This is a genomic window from Xanthomonas sp. AM6 (assembly GCF_025665335.1).
In the GTDB taxonomy this organism is placed as follows: Bacteria; Pseudomonadota; Gammaproteobacteria; order Xanthomonadales; family Xanthomonadaceae; genus Xanthomonas_A.
Genome location: NZ_CP106869.1, coordinates 1,404,488 through 1,422,298, shown reverse-complemented (window position 1 = coordinate 1,422,298; position 17,811 = coordinate 1,404,488). Strand labels below are relative to the sequence as shown.

Genomic DNA, 17,811 nt, shown 5'->3' with positions numbered 1-17,811 from the left:
CTGCTACGAAAAACGGCTGTATCGGCACGCTACACACCTGCTTTACACGCCATTTTGCCGCCGAATAGTAGTTAGATGCCAGCGAGGTATCGTCGTGACTTCAACGCTTGCTATCGCACTTGTATCATTGTCCCTATCCGTGATTTCAACCGGGATCGCGATAGCGAGCTATTGGCGCACTCGAAGCAATCAAACCTATGACTACGCGACTCGCCTGCATCTGGAGAATGAAAGCATCCAAGGCGGTAGCGGCCCAGAGGCTTTTCATTACTCTGCAGAATTGGTGAACGTCGGAATTAAGCCTGTAGAGATCCGCAACATATTCATTGACTATGGCGGGCAGTCCGAAGGCACTTACTACAAATTCAACGTCGAAGGTCTGTTCCATCTTCCTCCGAACGGAAAGCGTAGTGTCGGATTCTCCATTTCTAGAGAGGATTATGAGGATGTGTTAACAAAATTCGGCATGCAACAGTGTCTGTTTCGCTTGCGCGTTTGCTTCGTCAACGCTACTGGCGGCAATGTTGAGGCCACACGCAATCTCATGGGGCTGGGTCCGAGCGAGACCACCTTTTACGCGCAGCGCGGCGATGCAATCGTCTGAGCTGGCATCTAACAATTCATTCAAGCCGAACCCGCTTCGCAGGCCGGCTTAATTCAGGTGTTAGGCTGGAGAAAAACATGCGTCGCATCCTGCTAACCGTCCTTGCTCTTCTACCAGCTGTTGCCCTGGCAGGATTTCCATTTGAAGCGACGCTAGAAGAGATGGCAACCAGTGCGGACCACGTCCTGGTCGGCCGCGTGACGGGAGTAGACATGCTCAGCGGCTCCGGTAGGAAAATCCGCGACCCGGAGGCGCGAACTGGCCCCGGACTCAATAATCAAATCAGGCTGCGCATCGCTGTTGACGAGGTTATTGTCACAAATGCCCCGAAGGTCCCGCCAGTCCTCTACGTGCCACTAGCATCTCACCTCCATTACAGCCTTGGCCAAATCCAGGCTGCGCACGCCCAAGAGTCCGAGCAGCGGCTGATCCTTCTGAAGGGACCAGATTTTCAAGGCATCAAACCTGGGGTCTTTATGCGGCCGCTCCAGGACAAGGAAGAGGTGCTTGGCCTCCGTGGCTCCCGGGCGCCGCAGCTCCAACCTAACAATTCGTCCAAGCCGACGCCGCTTCGCGGCGCGGCTTAATCCAGGTGTTAGGCAACAATGGACAGAGGTTCGAAGGAATGCGATGAATGCCAGAGTCCATATGTCACCGCTGCCTCAAGCATGTCATCACTTTGCCCAGAGTGCGCTCATGTCCTTTATGGCACTACCAAGTGCTCACATGAGTTCATCTCGGGGCAATGCGTCATTTGCGGCTGGGATGGTTCTAGTTCGCTGTACATTCAATCGCTACTCCGGCCACCTACGTCGTCGGCCTAACAATTCATTCAAGCCGAGCCCTCTTCGTGGCTCCACGCCAAAACTGGAATTCGTCGGGCGGGTCGGTTTAATTCAGCTGTTAGGCCGCTAGGACAGTCATGCGCGTCTCGTACGTCACACGTCGATCTGATCTGGTTGTGTTCAACCTCATGCACCAGTTCCTGTCGCCCGGGTTTCAGCTCGTCTTCCTTTTGTTTGCCGCACTGATTGGCTACTCAGTCATAGCAAGCGGTTTGGTTGCTGCAGTATTACTTGCCGTGTTGGCGCACAGCATTCTGTGGCTGCTTCAAGCGCTGTTTCTCGCTTTTTATGTTGGCGGCCGGAGTGATCCGACGGTTCTCACCAAACACACACTGGAGCTTCGGGAGAACGGATTGCTGGAGGAAACCGCATTCAATAGGTCGGAGTTCTACTGGCGCGGCGTACGGTTGGCGGTGAAGCGTCCGGGGTTTTTCGCTATCTACGTGTCGGCCGGCTTGGCGCATGTTGTTCCTAACCGTGCGTTCGTATCGCCGAGTGATCGCGCGGCGTTCCAGAATATGGTTGAGTCGTACATCAGGTCAGCAGCGGCCTAAAATTCGCCCAAGCCGACGCCGCCTCGCGGCGCGGCTTAACTCAGGCATTAGACAGGGGAGAGACAACTTTGCCACTGAGAAATTCTGTTATCGCAGGTGTCTGGAGTGCGATCGAGAGATCGCCATTTTCTCCTGCCGACTTTCACGTAGTGACTGACGGCCGCGATTCGCTGCTCAAGATCACTTTCAGACACAATTCCGCGTACACGTTTGTCCTTAACAAGTCCGGCTCCGACAGCTACATGGTTCTAGCGGCACCGGGCGAGCATGAAACCCAAGAGTACGTACGCGTCGAAAATCCGTCAGAGGCACCGGAAAAAGTCCTGAACTGGGCTAGAAATATTCGGGACGAGTTGCGTACAACTATCCCCGTTTACTCCGAGCTCGATGAGCTACGGGAGACAATCGAAAGGCACGTCAAGGAACACGTCGAAAACCCTCAAGAACAGTTCAGTCAAGAGGAGGCTGACGAGCTGAGGGGCAAGCTTGATGACCTAATGACAAAGTTCCATGAGATGCAGGAGAGGCATGAACTAACACAGCAAGAGGTAAATCGGTTAAACCAAGAAATAACTGCCATCAAGGCAAATTTGAGCGGATATCCAAGGGGCACCTGGTACAAGACTGCTGGCAACAAGCTCTGGCTAGCCGTAAGCAAAGTTGGTACGTCAAAAGAGAGTCGCCAAATTATCGCGAAAGCCGCTCAAAAGCTCCTAGGGCTAGATGATTAAGCTCCTGTCTAACAATTCATTCAAGCCGAACCCGCTTCGCGGGTCGGCTTAATTCAAGCGATAGGCGCTGGGGGCCGTCATGGCAAGCCTGAAATGGGAGCCGACACAATGGCGCTGACTCGGGCCGACCTTGGGACAGACGATTTGCTCAAAGCGAGAATGTCTCTAAGTCATGTAATAAATGACTCTCACCCACTCTCAGCTCAAGACTACGAGTTGATCGGGAGATTTGTTCAGACGTACTGCTTCGCCGACCTTGAGTCGCGGCGAGTGATCAACCACCTCACTCACATCAGGAAGGGCGCGCCGACCGAGTTTGCGCTAAAGCTTAATGACAAAGACGCGCTGGATCATCTCATGGCCTGCGCTGAGACCTGCATTTGGAATCTTGATTTGGCGGAGGGTATCCGGAAGGCTGCAGAGATCCTGATGCAGCATCGCCACCTCCGCCATATGTTCGCGCACTGGGCCGGTCGGCGGGTTCCTGGTCATGACGCCTTGATTTTTTTCACAGCGAGCCTGGGCAATCAAAAGATCCCGACAGACGCAATGAAGTTTGAGGAGACCGATGAGCCGAACGTGCAGTACGGACTTATGCCTATATCTAACGTTCGTGAAGAGCTGAAGAAGCTCGAGGGGCATGTCAAGTACTTAGCGGCGATGGCTGCTCAACTAGAGGCTAGAGCGGAACAGATTGCAGAGCAATTCGCTCAAGATGTTGCGGATGGCAAGCTCTTGCTTAAGCCTTACAACGTTGGCGACAGGCGCGCCTAACAATGCGTTCAAGCCGAAGCCACTTCGTTGCGCAAAGGATAACGGGATCAGGTTCACTTAAAAGCCCATCTTGGTTTTTACGGCCAAAAACCATTTGACATCCTCAAAAACCAGTAGCAACATCCCCTCCAAGGAGCGTAGAAACTCCTCACAGAGCGGCACCCACCTCCGTCAAACCGGTGGGTTTTTTGTGCCTGTCCGCAGGCTCACTCCGACGCGCTGTCTGCGTCGGGAGGGCGGTGAATACAACACCCTTCGGGGAAATAAGCCCGCCGGCTCTGTGCGGTTTCTAACCTCCCGACATCCCGTCGCCGTTCGGCGCGGGCTTCTGTCTGCCAAGGAGGCTGTGCCATGCGTCAACCGTCATCCCGCCCCGCCGCTCCCCGCAAGCGCAAGTCGCACAAGCATCGCCACTGCCCGCAGTGGACGATCGCCGAATCGACGCTCATCCCCATGCTGACGCCCGAACAGGTCGCCGCCGCCGATGCCGCCGATCGTGCCCGCGCCTCGCGCGCGCCCCGCCACCCACGCCCGCCGCAGCAGTGCACCGTCGGCTGCGGCCACGCCGCCAACGGCGAGCGCACGCCGGCGCTGCGCCTGGGCGGTCGCTGGATGGAGGAACTGGGCTTCACCATCGGCAGCACGCTGCGCATCACCGTGCGCGATGGCGAATTGGTCGTCACGGCGGCCGGCAAGGGCTGAATCGCCCGGCGCCCGCCGGGGCACCCGTTGTGTGTGGCCACACACCCCCAGCAGATGCCGGCTTTTCGAGAGGCAGCGCCAGGCTGCACACGATGCGCTCTGCCGCCTCTAAGCCGGTCGCTGGAATCGTCATGCTCCTCCACTCACTTGGACAGGTGTGCCCACTGCAGGGCACCCAGCGGCGGTAGGCATCCAGAGCGCTTGCTGCCTGCTATTGAACAAGGTTCCCAAAGAAGTAGCGCTTCCCAACATCGAAACGCAGGGGCGAGGACATGTACTTGTCCAGGATGGCGGCCGCGTTGTGCGGCAGAAACTCGGCGTTTTTCCCGTAGAACCCCGAACAGTCGACGCCCGAGTACACCTCGAATTTGCGCCGCCAGAGCAGGAAGTCGCTCCAATCGATCCACTCGTCGGTGCCTCTAGGTACAAGCGCCTTTCTCATCAGCCAGACCTGCTTGTCCATATCGACGGGCTCGCCTGCCAGGACCGCGACTCGGTCGCTGCCATGGGTATCGCTCAACTCGGCGAGCCGCGCCTCGACCGCCCGCCTGTAGTCGGCCTTGCCCAGACCGGTATCGAAGAACGCGGGCTCGCCTTCACGGGCATCGAGCAGGTTGGAGATGTTTGCCTCGACGGCATCCCGGTCGGCGCGCCGGTCAAGCGAACACCAGGCTTCGACCATGTAGGGAATCAGCCAAAGCACCCCCGACCATTGCGCCGCCAGGCTCGCCTCGACGCGCAGATAGCGGGGCCCGTCGATCATGAGTTCGGCAAGGAACTCCAGGTCCGCATCAAGCCCTGCATCGGCAGTCAGACCCAGGCAGGCCGACACCAGTGTCGGATCGTTATCCTTGTCCACTATCCACTTTCTCAGCTGGGATATATGGCTGTAATCCCCCTGCTTCGCGCATTCGATGATCGAAGCAAGCGCGATCCAGGGATCGTCACTCGCGCATCCATCAGGCGACAGTATTTCCTCAGGCGCGGCGCTGGAATAGTGGTACCCGCGCTGTTTCCAATAGAAACAGTCCTGAAGAAATTTCGGTCTTGGGCGATGCTTGTAGGTCGTGGTGCGCATCGCTTGGGCTTCGGATCTATTGGCGTTTTGCTTTGAAGTGTACTCAACTACGCTCATGGCCGATGGTGCGCTAAGCTGGCGACCCACGCTGCTCGACGGCAAGCCGCTGACCGGCATGCAAACTCTTCCGCTGCCGATGGACGATACGAGCAAGGTTCAGGGCTGGACCATGCCAAGGTCGAAGGTCCGCCTTCCACTGTGGCGGCGCCATCAAGATCGGCGCGCCCACCGCACGTCCCTGGATATGCGCGCCTCCGGCCAAGGGCTCCGCCTGAGCCTGCGGCCGCGATCTTGGCCCCCGCGAGAGATCGGCTCGCAGCAGGCGGCTGTACTCCCGTGCCGGTGCAGCGCAAGCGACAACAGCGTGTACAACCGCCCTACAACCTCTATTTTCAAGGAAGCGCCACATGCCTGACACACCGTTGAATGGCCTCATCATGCGCACTGCGGTGGTGCGCCTGCCCGGCCTTGGCTATATCTATGCCGCAGACCCCAAAAAAGAAGCCGATGAGATTCCACACGCCATTACGTTCAAATACAAGGACGGCACTTTTACCAGAGGCGAGGCCAACTACGATGCCCATTCGTTAGCCGTTGTTTCTCAGCCTGAGCTTGGACTCATCGCCGTATCTGGCACCGGCCATTACTCAGCCATCATGGCAAGCGGCACCACTACCGGCGACATATTCGACGACAGCACACCTGCACCTCAAGAGCCGAGAACGGGCGGCATTCGTGGCGTGGCGGCGATCGACGGACAGGCCTTCGCGGTCGGCCTAAGGGGCATGGTGTACCGCTTTGACGGCCCAAAACGCTGGATACGGATCGATGATGGCTTGCCGGAAACGTTCGATGCGCAGGCGATTCATGGCTTCTCAAGTGCAGAAATCTATGCAGTTGGCCGGGATGGCGCGATATGGCGATTCGATGGCCAGCATTGGCACCCTTGTGAATCGCCAACGTCGGTGACGCTCACATCGGTCAAGTGCGCGCCTGATGGAACGGTGTACATAGCCGGCCATCGCGGTGTGCTGCTGCAAGGGCGCAAGGATATGTGGAGCGTCATCGATCAAACGGCAGTCTCCGATGATATCTGGGATCTGGAATGGTTCATCGATGCTCTTTACGTCTCCACCCTGTCGAATGTCTATCGACTGAAAGAATCGCAGCTGGAGCCTGTGGACTTCGGCGATGATCGTCCAGAGTCCTGTTACCAGCTGAGCGCCGGCAATGGCGTCATGTGGTCGAATGGCGAGTCCGATCTTATGTCTTTCGATGGAGCTGAATGGACGAGGATCGTTTGAGCAACTTTCTGGCTTTGGGCAATGGGCCTTCCCCGATAGAAAACAGGGGTCAGCGTGCACTTTCGTCCCCTATCAGCCTGACCTTCCGCGGCCTGCCCATTCGCGCAGCGGGCCCGACGCGGCGGCCAGCTGCAGCTCGATGGCCGCACGGAAGCGCTCGTTGCCCAGCGCATGTTGGCGCTGCAGGTTGAGACGGATGGCAACCGTTTGAAAACCTGGAGTCAGTGAAAAACTGGGGGCAGAGTGTACTTTCCTCCAAGATGTTGGACGACACTTGGGAGGGCACCATCCTGGGATGTGTCGCTCAACTTCAGCACGTGACACTTGGCAGTTTTGTCGGATGGCGCGCTGAGCCTACTTCGGGCACTGACTACCGTGGCCCACGCCCGCTCCTCTGATGGATGAGTTTTATACCTAACGACGCCGCGCGGCGCGGCGCGTTTTAATTCAGACGTTGGGGACCGCAGGAACGGGTCAGGTTGACTTCTAAGTGAACCTGACCGCATTACATTCCAGACGCTGCGCTCACGGAATTCGATGTTCCTGATCCCGCATGGCGGAGCACGCCTGCGCGCACCTCAAATCGACAGACACAGCTTGCCGAAATGCTTGCCCGCCGCCTGATGCGCAAATGCATCGGCGATGTCTTCCAGCGCGAATGTCTGGTCGACCACCGGCTTGATGCCGGTTGCGTCGATGGCGCGGACCATGTCGCGCTGGTGGCTGCGGCTTCCGACGATCAAGCCCTGCAGGGTCTGGTGGCGTTGCATCAGCGCCACCGTCGGCACCGGGCCGGCAATGCCGGTCAGCACGCCGATCAAGGCGATATGTCCGCCGATGCGGCAGGCCTGGATGGATTGCCCCAGCGTGTCGGGGCCACCCACTTCGATCACGTTGTCGACGCCACGGCCGTTCGTGTACTCGAGCACCTTGGCCGCCCAGTCGGTATCGCGCCGGTAGTTGATCGTGAAGTCGGCGCCTAGTGCCTGCGCACGTGCCAATTTCTCGTCGGAGGACGACGTTGCGATCACGGTGGCACCCATCTGCTTGGCGAACTGCAGCGCAAAGATCGACACGCCCCCCGTGCCGAGCACCAGTACGGTGTCGCCGGCCTTCAGGCGCGCATCGACCACCAGCGCCCGCCACGCGGTGAGCCCGGCGGTCGTCAGCGTCGCCGCTTCGGCGTGGCTGTAGCCGCGCGGTGCGTGCGTGAACCAATGCGTTGGGCGAACGACGTATTCGCGCGCATAGCCGTCGACACCGTCGCCGGGCACGGTCGCGAAATCGGCGATGGTCGGCCCGCCATCCAGCCATGTTGGGAAGAACGTCGAAACGACCGAATCGCCTACGGCAAACTCGTCGACGCCTTCGCCAACCGCCTCCACCACGCCGGCGCCGTCGGACATCGGGATGCGACCGTCGACGCTGGGCATCCGGCCAGTCACCACGCCCAGATCGTGGAAGTTGAGCGAGCTTGCATGCACACGCACGCGGATTTCTCCGGCGCCCGGTTGGCCGGGGTCGGGTAGATCGACGAGGCGGAGCTTGTCTAGGCCAGCGGGCTGACGCAGGGTGATGGCTTTCATGAGTACGGCATCCTTGGTGGAAAGGTGGCGAAGGGCGGCGCTGCACCATTTGCAGCGCTGCCGCATTGCAGGCATTGTCAGCAGGTACCTCCCACATCGCAAGTACGTACAATTTTCACTGGTACTATCAATTTTGTAGGTAAAAAACCATGCGTCTGAAACGTCTAGACGGCAAGAGCGGCTGCGCGGTCGAAGTCACGCTTTCCGTGATCGGCGGCGTCTGGAAGCCCGTGATCCTGTTCCACCTGCTCTCTGGAAAGAAGCGCTTCATGGAACTGACGCGCCTGATTCCGAACGCCACGCAGCGCATGCTGACGTTGCAGTTGCGCGAGCTCGAGGAGGACGGCGTCATCGTGCGGCACGTCTATCCGCAGGTGCCGCCCAAGGTCGAATATGCGCTCACTCCGCTTGGCAGATCCCTCGCCCCGGTATTGATCAGCCTTCGCGAATGGGGCGAGTCGTACCGCACCAGCGAGATGTCACGTGCGCCGGCCGAAGCTCCGGGATGCACGCTTGGCGAGGCAATTGTGCCCTGACGCCACGCGAGAGCTTCCAGGAAGGAAAATCGGGAAAACAGGTGCAGGAGTGCACTTCCTCACCTGTCAGCCCGACCTTCGGTAGCCCATTTATTCGCGCGGCGGGTGCGACATGACGGCCGAGCTGCCGCTCGATGGCCACACGGAAGCGGTCATTGCCAGCGCACACGGCTCGTCACCCAATACATAAGCCTGTACGGCGATGACCAGCCTGTCGGTGCCCGGCTATACGATATGCTGAGCAACACCGGGGATATCCAGCCGCACGTGCAATCCCTCGCCATGGGATCGGATCAGAGTCGGCGCATTCAAACGATCTACCCATCAGGCAACATCGATAACCTGCGTAAGGGAAGTGTGGCCGCCCCGGCTCAGCTTCAGATCAAACGGTAAAAATGGCGAACCATGAGGTGACATATGAATGCGTCGAAAGCGCAAGATCAGACCGACCTCAAGAACCTGCTTGATTCGTTCATCAAGACATTGACGATTCCACTGCCAATTTTGCTTACGCTCATTGCTGCTGCCACTGTTGTTTCCGAAGACATTCCCCTAGCAGGCGCAAAGCTTCCGAGAATAGCAGGCGTCTATCTATTATTCATGTTCAATGGACTATTGATGTGGCACGTATGCCGCCTCGCGTTGCTCATCGATAAAAAAATCAAAGTCAGCCGCGAACCAAGCAAGCCGATTGCAACACTAACTGAAGATGCAAGCCTCTTGAATCCATTTTTTCTCGCCAAAGCCGATGGCGACTGGCCCAGCAGGTTTGCTTCACAGACAATATTCTCCTTACCCAGAATCTCGGTCGGCGCCCTGCTTGGCTTTCAATTCCTAATGATATTCCCGCCCGCACAGCATATTCCGGAGAGCTTGCTGGCACTCGGCGCTCTAGCAGCAGCCCTCCATTTTGGAAATTTATTTGCCATGCTCAACATAGCCGGAATACTTTGGACTCATATTGGAAGAATAAAATCTCTATCGTTCATAATTAGCTATCTCGTCGGTGGTTACGCAGCATACAATGTCGCAATAACTCTTGGATATTAAAGAAGCCGATCTCTCACTAGGAAAACAGGGGAACAGTGAACCTCCCCCTAAGATGCTGTACGACACCGACAGCCCTCCCCCCTGCAATGTCGCAGCATATATTTTTTCGTGCCAGACAGACCAAATCAGCTCAGACGTTAAGCGCTCATGTCACTTCTAGACTTTCTTTGGCATACACCCATCAGGCTCGACCATCCTATCTTCGGACTTATCATCCTAGAAAAAAGAGGCAAGAAAGGCTTTTACTGGATGCATGACGCATACGAAGACGATGACATTTCAGTATCAATCGACTCTCTGGATACCACCCCTCCTACAGAGCCGCAGGCGGAATTCTTCAAAAAAATTACTCTCGACCCCGACATGGCCTTTTCACAGGTAGCTGAGCTAATTGTCCCCAGGCATGAGCAGTTCTTCGGAAGGCCCTTTCCGGCACAATGGCGCTCGGCGCTTAGACTCTGCGGCGTAGGCGTCCCGCTCCATGGAGTTGAGACTCAACCCTGGGACATCTCCTTTGAGTGTCTAACCGACAATTCCGGGCATATCTTTACCTGCTACTTCGTCAATGGGTGTCCGTCTCATGTGTCATTGGATACGTAGCTCGCTCAATAATTCATTCAAGCCAAACCCGCTACATGTCAGCTCGATAGAACGCCATCACAAGCACCCAGGCCAGGTGGACCAGTGTGCGACGGATGGGCGCTCTATCTGCGGCTCGCATCATGCGGGCATGCTCTGCAGCACACGTTGAAGCACCGTCGCTGCGGCCTGGGGCTTGCCGAGCGCAAGGCTGCGAGCGGACATGGTTCGCAATTTCGCCCGATCGGCCATCAGTCGTTCGACCTTGTAGTCAAGGCCAATTGCATCGTAGGCCAGCCATGCTGCGCCCTCTTCCATCAGGAAGCCTGCGTTGTGTTCTTCTTGGCCAGGGATCGGCGAGATCAGCAGCATCGGCTTGCCCAGCGCCAGGCATTCGGACACGGTGAGGCCGCCGGGCTTAGTGACGACCAGATCGGCAGCTGCCATGAGCTTGTGCATCTCGTCGGTGAAGCCCACAGCAATCATCCGGCCCGGATGGCGAAGCGCCAGCGCCGCGAGTCTGGCGTATGTTTCGGCATTGCGACCCGCCACGGCGATTACCTGGAAATCGCTTGCCATGCCCAGGGCACGTTCGACCATGCTCGCAAGATCGCCAACGCCAGCGCCGCCTGACGCCATCAGAAGCGTGGAGCGCGATGGATCCAGACCCAGGGCTGCCGCGCAAGCGTCGCGCTCCAGCGTCGGTGCGTCGGGCTTCGAGAATGCCGGCATCACCGGAATTCCTGTGACGTGCACACGGTCGGCCGGAATGCCGCGTGCGCGAAGCCGGAATGCGACCTCTTCGTTCGCCGCCAGGTAGCCGGTCATCTCGGGAACGAGCCACATGTTGTGCAGGTCGTAGTCGGTGATCTGCAACCAGACGGGGTAGTCGAGACGAGCGTTTCTGCGTTCGCGCATCAGCAACTCGGCCGGCAGGAAGTGGGTGCAAATCACAGCATCGGGCTTCGCGTTTCGAATCTCGCGCAGCAGCGCGCCGGTGCTCAGTCGCTCGATGCCGCGGCGCAAGCGCTGCGACGCCGCGTGGTGCGGCGTGACATCGCTACGCTGATGCAGATACGACCAGAGTTCGGGCGCGCGATTCACGAGTTGGATGTACCAATCGGTGTAGATCCTGCGGAATGCCCCTGACACATGGGCCATGGTGTCGATATGTACAGCCGTGCACGAGGGAGCGAAAGAGTGTGCGGCGGCAACAAGCGCCTGTGCTGCGCGCACGTGGCCATTGCCGGCGCTTACACTGAGGATCAGAACTTTGGTCATGGCTGGAGGTCGGCGTGGTCGGTGTCGGGTATGAAACTGGGAGACGGGGCACAGATCCTGACGTTTCCCAGCCTTAGTTCTTATCAATCAACATTGTGCGACGGCTTTTGTCTGAAAAAGCACTCGCATGGTGCATCCTCACGGTTACCGCACCGATAGGGATCGCTAACAACGGGCCAGAGGAAATATCAATTTAAATCGCATATTTCCTCCGCCCCACCGCCGAGTCCCGCTGTTGCCCTTAACGTCAGGTCGACTTACGGCGCCAGATACCCGCTCACGTCCTCGGCAGTGCGCTGCATGTCGATCGCCAACAGGTCCTTGAGGATCGCCGTGTGGCCGGATCCAGCAATCACCAGCACGCGGTGGCCGGGTTGAGCGACCTTCTGCACGTTGGCATACATGCGGAAGTTGCGGTGCCACCAACTGGCCGCAGCGTCGGCACCGGCAAAGCTGCCACCGGCATCCACGGCATTGGTGCTGATGTAGAGATTCTTGTTTTCCCGGTCGCGGGCGGGATCGTTGGTCAGGCGCAGCAGTTCGGCCAGCGGCAGCGTCGATTGCTCGCGGTCGGCGCGCGCGGAAAGCGTCTTGAACGTGGCATCCATCGTCGCCTGCATTGCCGGGTCGTTCGCCTTGATGTAATCGAACATCGGATCGGCTTCCCAGCCGATCTGGCCCTCGTCGAAGCACGTTACTCCCGCAATCCCCGAGGCTTTGGCGACGCGGAAGCCGATTTGGTGGACTTCGTTAGCCGGCAGGGCCGACTGACCGTCGCGGTAGCGGGCAAAAGCTGCGTCGTAGTTCGCCTGCTCGGACGGCTCGCATTCCACCAGGACGTCGGTGGGTCGGAACGCGGCGAGCCGCGCGGCAAGGCCCGCGAGGTAGGCCTGATTGTCTTTCGACATCACGTCGGAGACCTTGAACTTCACCATGTCTCGCCCCGGATTCTCGAAGTGGAACGAGCCAAACATCATCACGTTCGCCGGAGCGACGGACGTCTGCGTCGCGGCGGCCGCGAGCCCGGGCAACGTGGTCAGGCAAGCGGACAACGCGGCGACAAGAAATCGACGGGCGTTCAAGGTGTTTGCTCCAGGACGGTAAAGCCGATGGCGGCTCCGGCATTAGAGCACTCGTTCGAGCGTTGGGCATAGGGGTCGCCGATCGCCGGCTTGGGCAAACAAACAGCCGGCACACGCTCTCGCCATTGTGCTGCTGCTTCTGCTATCACGTCCAAAGGACTCAGCGCTTTGCCTGCTGCTATCCGCAAAGCGCATCCGCATGGCCACAGGACACTTACTCGCCGCGGCTAAGGCCGATGCCGGTACGCTCGTAGTCCGAGGAACACCGGGGCCAGAGCACGCAATGCACTCTGCCGCCCCCCCCCCAAGATTGCACGACCTGGCATCGCTGCTGGACAATCGGGTGCACGACGTCGGAATCCGATTGCCTGACAGGAAGCAATGAGCATGGACTTGCAGGACCACCGCACCTTCGATTGGCTGAAATTCCCAGAGGGGCGCGCCAGATTTTCGGGCTTGGTGCGAGGCGTTGACGAGCTTGGGCACGAGACGTTCGCTGTCGAGGTAGATGGCAACGAGTTCTTTGGAGAAATCCAAACAGCCTTCTTGCCCAACAACAATGACTACAACATTGAAGTGGTCTGCTTCGGCTACGGTAGCGAAGAATATCTCGGCATGCCGATGCCTGATGGATGCCAGATCTTCTCGCCAGCTCAGATCGACACCATTCAGGCACTGGCTGTTCAACTGATCGCTGCTGGCACTCAATTTTCGGATAGACCGTCTGTATTGACGGAATACCCAAATGCCCACTTCATGGGCCAGGTCAGCTTCAAGGATGGCTGGGCTTTGGTCGCGGATGTTTGAACCACTTCCGTTCACAACCATGGGGTCTTTCTTGAAATCCCCTCTGTGATGGCAGAAGCTATCCCGGAGTCGTAGAGTAGGGCTCGCAGGTCGATCTTCAGGCGAATCGCCTGACCGGACCTGGCAACTGGAAGCCCGCTTGCGGGGTTGTATTTCCGATGATCCAACATGGAAGACTAAGCATGGACCTATCCAACCACCCCACTTTCGATTGGCTGCAGTTCCCAGAGGGACGCGCCAGGTTTTCAGGCGGCGTGCGCGGCATCATGGATGAACAACGTCATGAGACGTTCGCCGTCGAGGTGGATGGCGAAGATTACTTCGGCGAAATTAGAAGAGCCTTTCTGCCGAATCACAATGACTACAACATTGAAGTCGTCTCATTTGGCTACGGCCGTGACGGTGACATCGGCATGCCCATGCCAGGCGCATGCCGAGTCTTCACGACAGCAGAGATCCACGCTGTTCAGACACTAATCGTTCGGCTGATCAATGCTGGCACACATTTTTCGAATAGACCCACGCTGCTGAACGAGTATCCGAATGCCCACTTCATGGGTGAAGTTTTCTTCAGGGACGGCTGGGCCTTAGTCATGGATGACGGGGTACGCCATGAGTGACGACTACTCCAAGCATATCGAGCAGATAAAGAAGGCAACTTCTCTTGAAGAAATTCAAGCGATCGCGCGCCAGTATCCTGCCAAAGCCATAGGCGAAGGGGGCATTCTCTACAGTCGCCCAGTCGGCGACGTTTCATCCGAGGTGATTGCCAAGGAACTCGCGAGTAAGACCGGCGAACCTATCATCAACAATACTGCGCGGGCACGGTTCCTTGGCAACAAGGATGTCGAAATGGCCATCGCTGACGCAGCTGAGCGCATATTCACGGTGCAAGGACAAGATCTCGATCAAGTCGAGAAGTCCGTGGCAGACTTCCTGTATGGCAACCCGAAGGCGGCCGCTCGAAGCGCCACTTCACTGGAAGGCTCTCTTTGGGGCGAAGCCTCCAACGAATTCGCGGGTTCGCTGCGCGGTGACATCAAGGTAGTCGCCACCAACGCCAATGTAGAGCGTGTCTTCGGCAAGGTGGAACTGCCTGCGGTGTTGGAGAACCCCAACGTCCGAACCCTGGGCGGGCAGCCGGTAAGCGAACTGAAAGCGCTCTACGCCCAAGGTGGCGCCGATGCCGTACTGCCCAAGGTGCAGGCGCAGTTCATCGAGGCGGCGCCCAAGGGCATCTTCGTGTCGCCCGAGAACGTTGATCCGAAGATCACCAAGGTCACGATTTCACGCGAGGCTGCCGCGACCCTCGGCGCAGATGCCGCCAAGTTCCCGCCCGCTGCCGAACTGGCAAACGCGGGCCTGACCCGTGCGCCCACCGGATTCAGCACGCCTGCGGCGTCGGTGGGAGAAGCGGCTATCACCGGTGAGGCCGTGGCGGCGTCCAAGGGCCTGCGCCCCGGCATGCTGGCGAAAGGCGGGACCGTGATCGCGGTGGCCGCGCTGGCGTACGACTTCTCCACCACCGGCCATCAGGTGGTGAAGCTGGAAGCGCAGGGCAATACGACAGGCGCCGAGTCGGCCAAGACCCACTTCATCGGCCGCAATGTCGGCGGTATCGGCGGGGGCATCGCCGTGGGCTTCCTGGCCGGTGCCGGCTATGGCCTGGCGGGTGGCTCACCGAGCGGCCCGGGCGCGCTCGTCACGTCGGCGATCGGCGGCGTGGCCGGTGGCGTCGGCGGTGCCTTCCTCGGCGAGAAATGGGCGCAGCAGGAGGACATCAAACGGGTCTTCACCCAGCAGGACCGGGACGGCAACGAATGGAGCCGCGACCCCAACGATCCGAAAGGCACCTGGTCGCGGGTCGCCGAGACGCAGCAGATCAAGGCCACGACCACCACGGCATCGCCGGAAGGCGGAAGCGCCACCTACAGCAAGGTCAGGTACGTGGCCGGAGACGTGCTGGCCAACCAACTGAACTACAAGTCCGCCAACGCGTCCTACGAACTGGGACTGGCGAATCTGTCGCAGCCGCAGAACCCCTATTCCATCCCATCGGGCAAAGGCGAAGCCCGCAGCCTGGACGGGGAAGGACACTGGGTCCGTGATCCGCAAACCCATGGCTGGTCGCGGACCGTCGTCGACCAGTACATCGAGCACGGCATGAAGGTCACCCATGCCGAAATCGCCACCCCGCAACGTGCGGCCGAGCTGGACCAGGCCTCGAAGTTGATCATTGCCCAGAACGCGGCCAATACGCCGGCGGCGATCGCGGGCCGTTACCAGGTGGCCTACAACCAGTTCGGCTGGCACCAGCACGGCAACATGCCGGCCGCGGTGAAGCACGCCAGCGCGCAGACGGACTCCCTGCAGGCGTCCGATGGCCACACCTACACCCGTGGCGCCAATGGCGAGTGGACGACGCCGGGCATGCTCTACGGCACCAACCAGGCCCAGGGCAACGTCCGCGACGAGTTGAACGAGGTGCATCGCAGCCAGCAGGCCGGGTTGCAGGAATACGCGGCCATGGCCGCCGAAGCGCAGGCCAATCCGACGCTGCCGAAAGCCGCGACGATGCGCGGCATGGTGGCCGGCGCCTACGCCAGCGCCGGGATTGCGCGAACGGAAGCGGAGATCGACGCCGCCACGGCCGCCGTCGCCCGCACGCACGCCCGCGACGGCCTGGATGTCGGCAAGCCGTACTCCCTGACGCTGCAGCCCGATCCCAAGACCGGCCGTCCAGGCCCGGACAGCGCGATCGTGACGATGATGGACGATGGTCGCGACGGATTTTTGTCCGAAAGCAAGATGGTGCCCAAGGCCATCACGACCGCCGAAGAGATCAAGCAGGCGCAACAACCGGCACTGGACGGCCAGAGTCCGGCGATCAAGAGCGAGGCCAAGCCCGCGGAGGCCAAACCGCATGCCTCCCTGCCGGCGAACGGCGCACCGACGGTGGCCGCGGCCGAGCACACCGACAGGCAGACACCGGCTCTGGGGCAACTTCCCCCGCACGATCAGGCGCTTTTCGCGAAACTCAGGAGCGATACGCCACCACAGATCTCGGACGATCACGTGGCCCACGCCATGCTGCTGAGCAAGAAGGAAGGCATGACGGACGCCAGCACGATCGGCGGCGTGCGGATGGCGGGCGACACGCTGTGGGTGACCGGAACCACGCCGGGATTCAGGGTGTCGGTCAATACCAACGAACCGGCTCCCCCACTGCAGGAAACGTCGCAGCAAGCGCTGGCCCTGAACCGATCGCAGGAGCAGCAGCTTGCGCAGGAAGCGACGCAGCGAAATCAGGACAGCCTTGGTCGTGGCGGGCCGACCGTCTGACGACCAAGCCGCGCCGAGCAGCGGCGCGTTTTATCCAGCATCCGAGCACGAACGAACATGCCCATCACCATCACCGCCGAAAACGAGTTGATCGTCGGCACGGCCTTGGTTATCGAGGCGCAAGCGCCTCGGTCGCCCTTCGTTGCCGTCTTCGAAGACGACGGCGACACCGGCTATTTCTATGCGCTCGACACGTCGGCAGATGACAACCCCATCGAGGACGCTCTGCACATCTACAACGCTGCCGACGTCGCCGACAAAGAAGAACCTTCCGAAGTGCAGATCGGCTGGTCCCAGGACAGCAAGAAGGTGGTGCTGCTGATCAACGGCTATCCGCATGCGGTGTTCGATTTCGAGGCAAAGCGCGGTTACTGCCGGACCGGGTTCCCGCCGCCTGCGGAAGACAGCCCGTGGGGTATGCACGGCCATGCGTGGAACGATGCCGCCGTGGAGTTGTTCGCGTAACGCGCGTTCAGTAGCCGGCGAGCGGGGACCAACGCACCGGGACCACTGCACGGACAACGGCGCCAAGCGCGCTCATCGCATCCAAGCGCCTAAACCAGCGCCATCACCATGCAAAAAAGCAGCGTCCAGATACCCGGACGCAGCTGTGCATGTCGCAACCGGCGAGTTCCAGCGCGCCGCGGCAGCGCCCACGTCGAACGGCTGGAACTCGCGGATATGCGCGGCATCGGCGCTTGACAGGTGTTCAGGCGCACGCGCGAGTCGGTGACCGCCTGGAAGTGATCGATCATCATGCGCCTGACCGCCTGCGCCTCCGCCATCTTGACCCGGGCGCCGTCGCGGAACACTTCCACCGCGTACTTCTGCACCAGCTGGCCGTCGTTGATCCATTCCACCGCCATCGCGGTTAGGTCCCCGCGGTCGCCGGGCAGCCGTTTGCCACCGGCACCACGGCATGTGGTATTTAAGTGATGATAGATAGGTATCTTCCA

18 protein-coding genes are annotated in these 17,811 nt (G+C 59.5%); 13 read left to right on the top strand and 5 right to left on the bottom strand.

Annotated elements, in window-relative coordinates; all coding sequences use genetic code 11:
- Positions 1–94: 94 nt before the first annotated feature.
- The 6 genes from OCJ37_RS05865 (at position 95) to OCJ37_RS05840 (ending at position 4,210) form a co-directional block, all read left to right on the top strand.
- Positions 95–604: a hypothetical protein gene (locus tag OCJ37_RS05865; protein ID WP_263112744.1), complete on the top strand. Its 510-nt coding sequence runs from the start codon at positions 95–97 to the stop codon at positions 602–604.
- A gap of 77 nt (positions 605–681) precedes the next feature.
- Positions 682–1,191 carry a hypothetical protein gene (locus OCJ37_RS05860; protein WP_263112743.1) on the top strand — a complete coding sequence of 170 codons (510 nt, stop codon included), beginning with the start codon at positions 682–684 and terminating at the stop codon, positions 1,189–1,191.
- A gap of 374 nt (positions 1,192–1,565) precedes the next feature.
- Positions 1,566–2,003 (top strand): YcxB family protein, encoded by a 438-nt coding sequence (locus tag OCJ37_RS05855; RefSeq protein ID WP_263112742.1) that lies wholly within the window; start codon positions 1,566–1,568, stop codon positions 2,001–2,003.
- A 149-nt stretch (positions 2,004–2,152) separates the two neighbouring features.
- The gene (locus OCJ37_RS05850; protein ID WP_263112741.1) at positions 2,153–2,734 is read left to right on the top strand and encodes a hypothetical protein; all 582 of its coding nucleotides are present in this window, start codon (positions 2,153–2,155) and stop codon (positions 2,732–2,734) included.
- 270 nt (positions 2,735–3,004) lie between these two features.
- Complete coding sequence (locus OCJ37_RS05845; protein WP_263112740.1) at positions 3,005–3,508, top strand: hypothetical protein; 504 nt, start codon at positions 3,005–3,007, stop codon at positions 3,506–3,508.
- A 351-nt stretch (positions 3,509–3,859) separates the two neighbouring features.
- The gene (locus OCJ37_RS05840; protein WP_263112739.1) at positions 3,860–4,210 is read left to right on the top strand and encodes a SymE family type I addiction module toxin; all 351 of its coding nucleotides are present in this window, start codon (positions 3,860–3,862) and stop codon (positions 4,208–4,210) included.
- 211 nt (positions 4,211–4,421) lie between these two features.
- Here OCJ37_RS05840 and OCJ37_RS05835 read toward each other — a convergent pair whose 3' ends face one another.
- Positions 4,422–5,288, bottom strand: a complete 867-nt coding sequence (locus OCJ37_RS05835) for a hypothetical protein (protein WP_263112738.1) — start codon at positions 5,286–5,288, stop codon at positions 4,422–4,424.
- Positions 5,289–5,695: 407 nt separating this feature from the next.
- Between OCJ37_RS05835 and OCJ37_RS05830 the strand changes: the two genes are divergently transcribed.
- Positions 5,696–6,592: a WD40/YVTN/BNR-like repeat-containing protein gene (locus OCJ37_RS05830; RefSeq protein WP_263112737.1), complete on the top strand. Its 897-nt coding sequence runs from the start codon at positions 5,696–5,698 to the stop codon at positions 6,590–6,592.
- A gap of 578 nt (positions 6,593–7,170) precedes the next feature.
- Here OCJ37_RS05830 and OCJ37_RS05825 read toward each other — a convergent pair.
- Entirely contained in the window at positions 7,171–8,178 is a 1,008-nt protein-coding gene (locus OCJ37_RS05825; protein WP_263112736.1) for a zinc-dependent alcohol dehydrogenase family protein, read from the bottom strand.
- 149 nt (positions 8,179–8,327) lie between these two features.
- Here OCJ37_RS05825 and OCJ37_RS05820 point away from each other — a divergent pair, with 149 nt between their 5' ends.
- Positions 8,328–8,714 carry a winged helix-turn-helix transcriptional regulator gene (locus tag OCJ37_RS05820; protein ID WP_263112735.1) on the top strand — a complete coding sequence of 129 codons (387 nt, stop codon included), beginning with the start codon at positions 8,328–8,330 and terminating at the stop codon, positions 8,712–8,714.
- 417 nt (positions 8,715–9,131) lie between these two features.
- Positions 9,132–9,764 carry a hypothetical protein gene (locus OCJ37_RS05815; protein ID WP_263112734.1) on the top strand — a complete coding sequence of 211 codons (633 nt, stop codon included), beginning with the start codon at positions 9,132–9,134 and terminating at the stop codon, positions 9,762–9,764.
- Positions 9,765–10,484: 720 nt separating this feature from the next.
- On the opposite strand, the gene OCJ37_RS05810 is transcribed toward OCJ37_RS05815, so the two are convergent.
- Both OCJ37_RS05810 and OCJ37_RS05805 read right to left on the bottom strand, forming a co-directional pair.
- Positions 10,485–11,624, bottom strand: coding sequence for an MGDG synthase family glycosyltransferase (locus OCJ37_RS05810; RefSeq protein ID WP_263112733.1), 1,140 nt, complete (start codon positions 11,622–11,624; stop codon positions 10,485–10,487).
- Positions 11,625–11,881: 257 nt separating this feature from the next.
- Entirely contained in the window at positions 11,882–12,706 is an 825-nt protein-coding gene (locus tag OCJ37_RS05805) for a DUF5694 domain-containing protein (protein WP_263112732.1), read from the bottom strand.
- 387 nt (positions 12,707–13,093) lie between these two features.
- On the opposite strand from OCJ37_RS05805, the gene OCJ37_RS05800 reads away from it, so the two are divergent.
- The 4 genes from OCJ37_RS05800 to OCJ37_RS05785 all read left to right on the top strand — a co-directional run bounded on the left by OCJ37_RS05800 (position 13,094) and on the right by OCJ37_RS05785 (position 17,320).
- Positions 13,094–13,513 carry a hypothetical protein gene (locus OCJ37_RS05800; RefSeq protein WP_263112731.1) on the top strand — a complete coding sequence of 140 codons (420 nt, stop codon included), beginning with the start codon at positions 13,094–13,096 and terminating at the stop codon, positions 13,511–13,513.
- Between the two features lie 182 nt (positions 13,514–13,695).
- A complete protein-coding gene (locus OCJ37_RS05795; protein ID WP_263112730.1) occupies positions 13,696–14,133 on the top strand; it encodes a hypothetical protein in 438 nt (145 codons plus the stop codon).
- Positions 14,126–16,855 (top strand): hypothetical protein, encoded by a 2,730-nt coding sequence (locus OCJ37_RS05790; RefSeq protein WP_263112729.1) that lies wholly within the window; start codon positions 14,126–14,128, stop codon positions 16,853–16,855. The genes OCJ37_RS05795 and OCJ37_RS05790 overlap by 8 nt, the downstream gene beginning before the upstream one ends.
- Before the next feature lie 57 nt (positions 16,856–16,912).
- Positions 16,913–17,320: a DUF2251 domain-containing protein gene (locus OCJ37_RS05785; protein ID WP_263112728.1), complete on the top strand. Its 408-nt coding sequence runs from the start codon at positions 16,913–16,915 to the stop codon at positions 17,318–17,320.
- 89 nt (positions 17,321–17,409) lie between these two features.
- Here the strand turns inward: OCJ37_RS05785 and OCJ37_RS05780 are convergent, their stop codons facing one another.
- The gene (locus OCJ37_RS05780; RefSeq protein ID WP_263112727.1) at positions 17,410–17,715 is read right to left on the bottom strand and encodes a hypothetical protein; all 306 of its coding nucleotides are present in this window, start codon (positions 17,713–17,715) and stop codon (positions 17,410–17,412) included.
- Between the last annotated feature and the right edge of the window lie 96 nt (positions 17,716–17,811).

Bases quoted from the DNA above. Each gene is read 5' to 3' on its own strand.
- OCJ37_RS05860 (WP_263112743.1), top strand. From the start codon at position 682: ATGCGTCGCATCCTGCTAACCGTCCTTGCTCTTCTACCAGCTGTTGCC.
- OCJ37_RS05840 (WP_263112739.1), top strand. From the start codon at position 3,860: ATGCGTCAACCGTCATCCCGCCCCGCCGCTCCCCGCAAGCGCAAGTCG.
- OCJ37_RS05835 (WP_263112738.1), bottom strand. From the start codon at position 5,288: ATGCGCACCACGACCTACAAGCATCGCCCAAGACCGAAATTTCTTCAG.
- OCJ37_RS05830 (WP_263112737.1), top strand. From the start codon at position 5,696: ATGCCTGACACACCGTTGAATGGCCTCATCATGCGCACTGCGGTGGTG.
- OCJ37_RS05825 (WP_263112736.1), bottom strand. From the start codon at position 8,178: ATGAAAGCCATCACCCTGCGTCAGCCCGCTGGCCTAGACAAGCTCCGC.
- OCJ37_RS05820 (WP_263112735.1), top strand. From the start codon at position 8,328: ATGCGTCTGAAACGTCTAGACGGCAAGAGCGGCTGCGCGGTCGAAGTC.
- OCJ37_RS05815 (WP_263112734.1), top strand. From the start codon at position 9,132: ATGAATGCGTCGAAAGCGCAAGATCAGACCGACCTCAAGAACCTGCTT.
- OCJ37_RS05810 (WP_263112733.1), bottom strand. From the start codon at position 11,624: ATGACCAAAGTTCTGATCCTCAGTGTAAGCGCCGGCAATGGCCACGTG.
- OCJ37_RS05800 (WP_263112731.1), top strand. From the start codon at position 13,094: ATGGACTTGCAGGACCACCGCACCTTCGATTGGCTGAAATTCCCAGAG.
- OCJ37_RS05795 (WP_263112730.1), top strand. From the start codon at position 13,696: ATGGACCTATCCAACCACCCCACTTTCGATTGGCTGCAGTTCCCAGAG.
- OCJ37_RS05790 (WP_263112729.1), top strand. From the start codon at position 14,126: ATGAGTGACGACTACTCCAAGCATATCGAGCAGATAAAGAAGGCAACT.
- OCJ37_RS05785 (WP_263112728.1), top strand. From the start codon at position 16,913: ATGCCCATCACCATCACCGCCGAAAACGAGTTGATCGTCGGCACGGCC.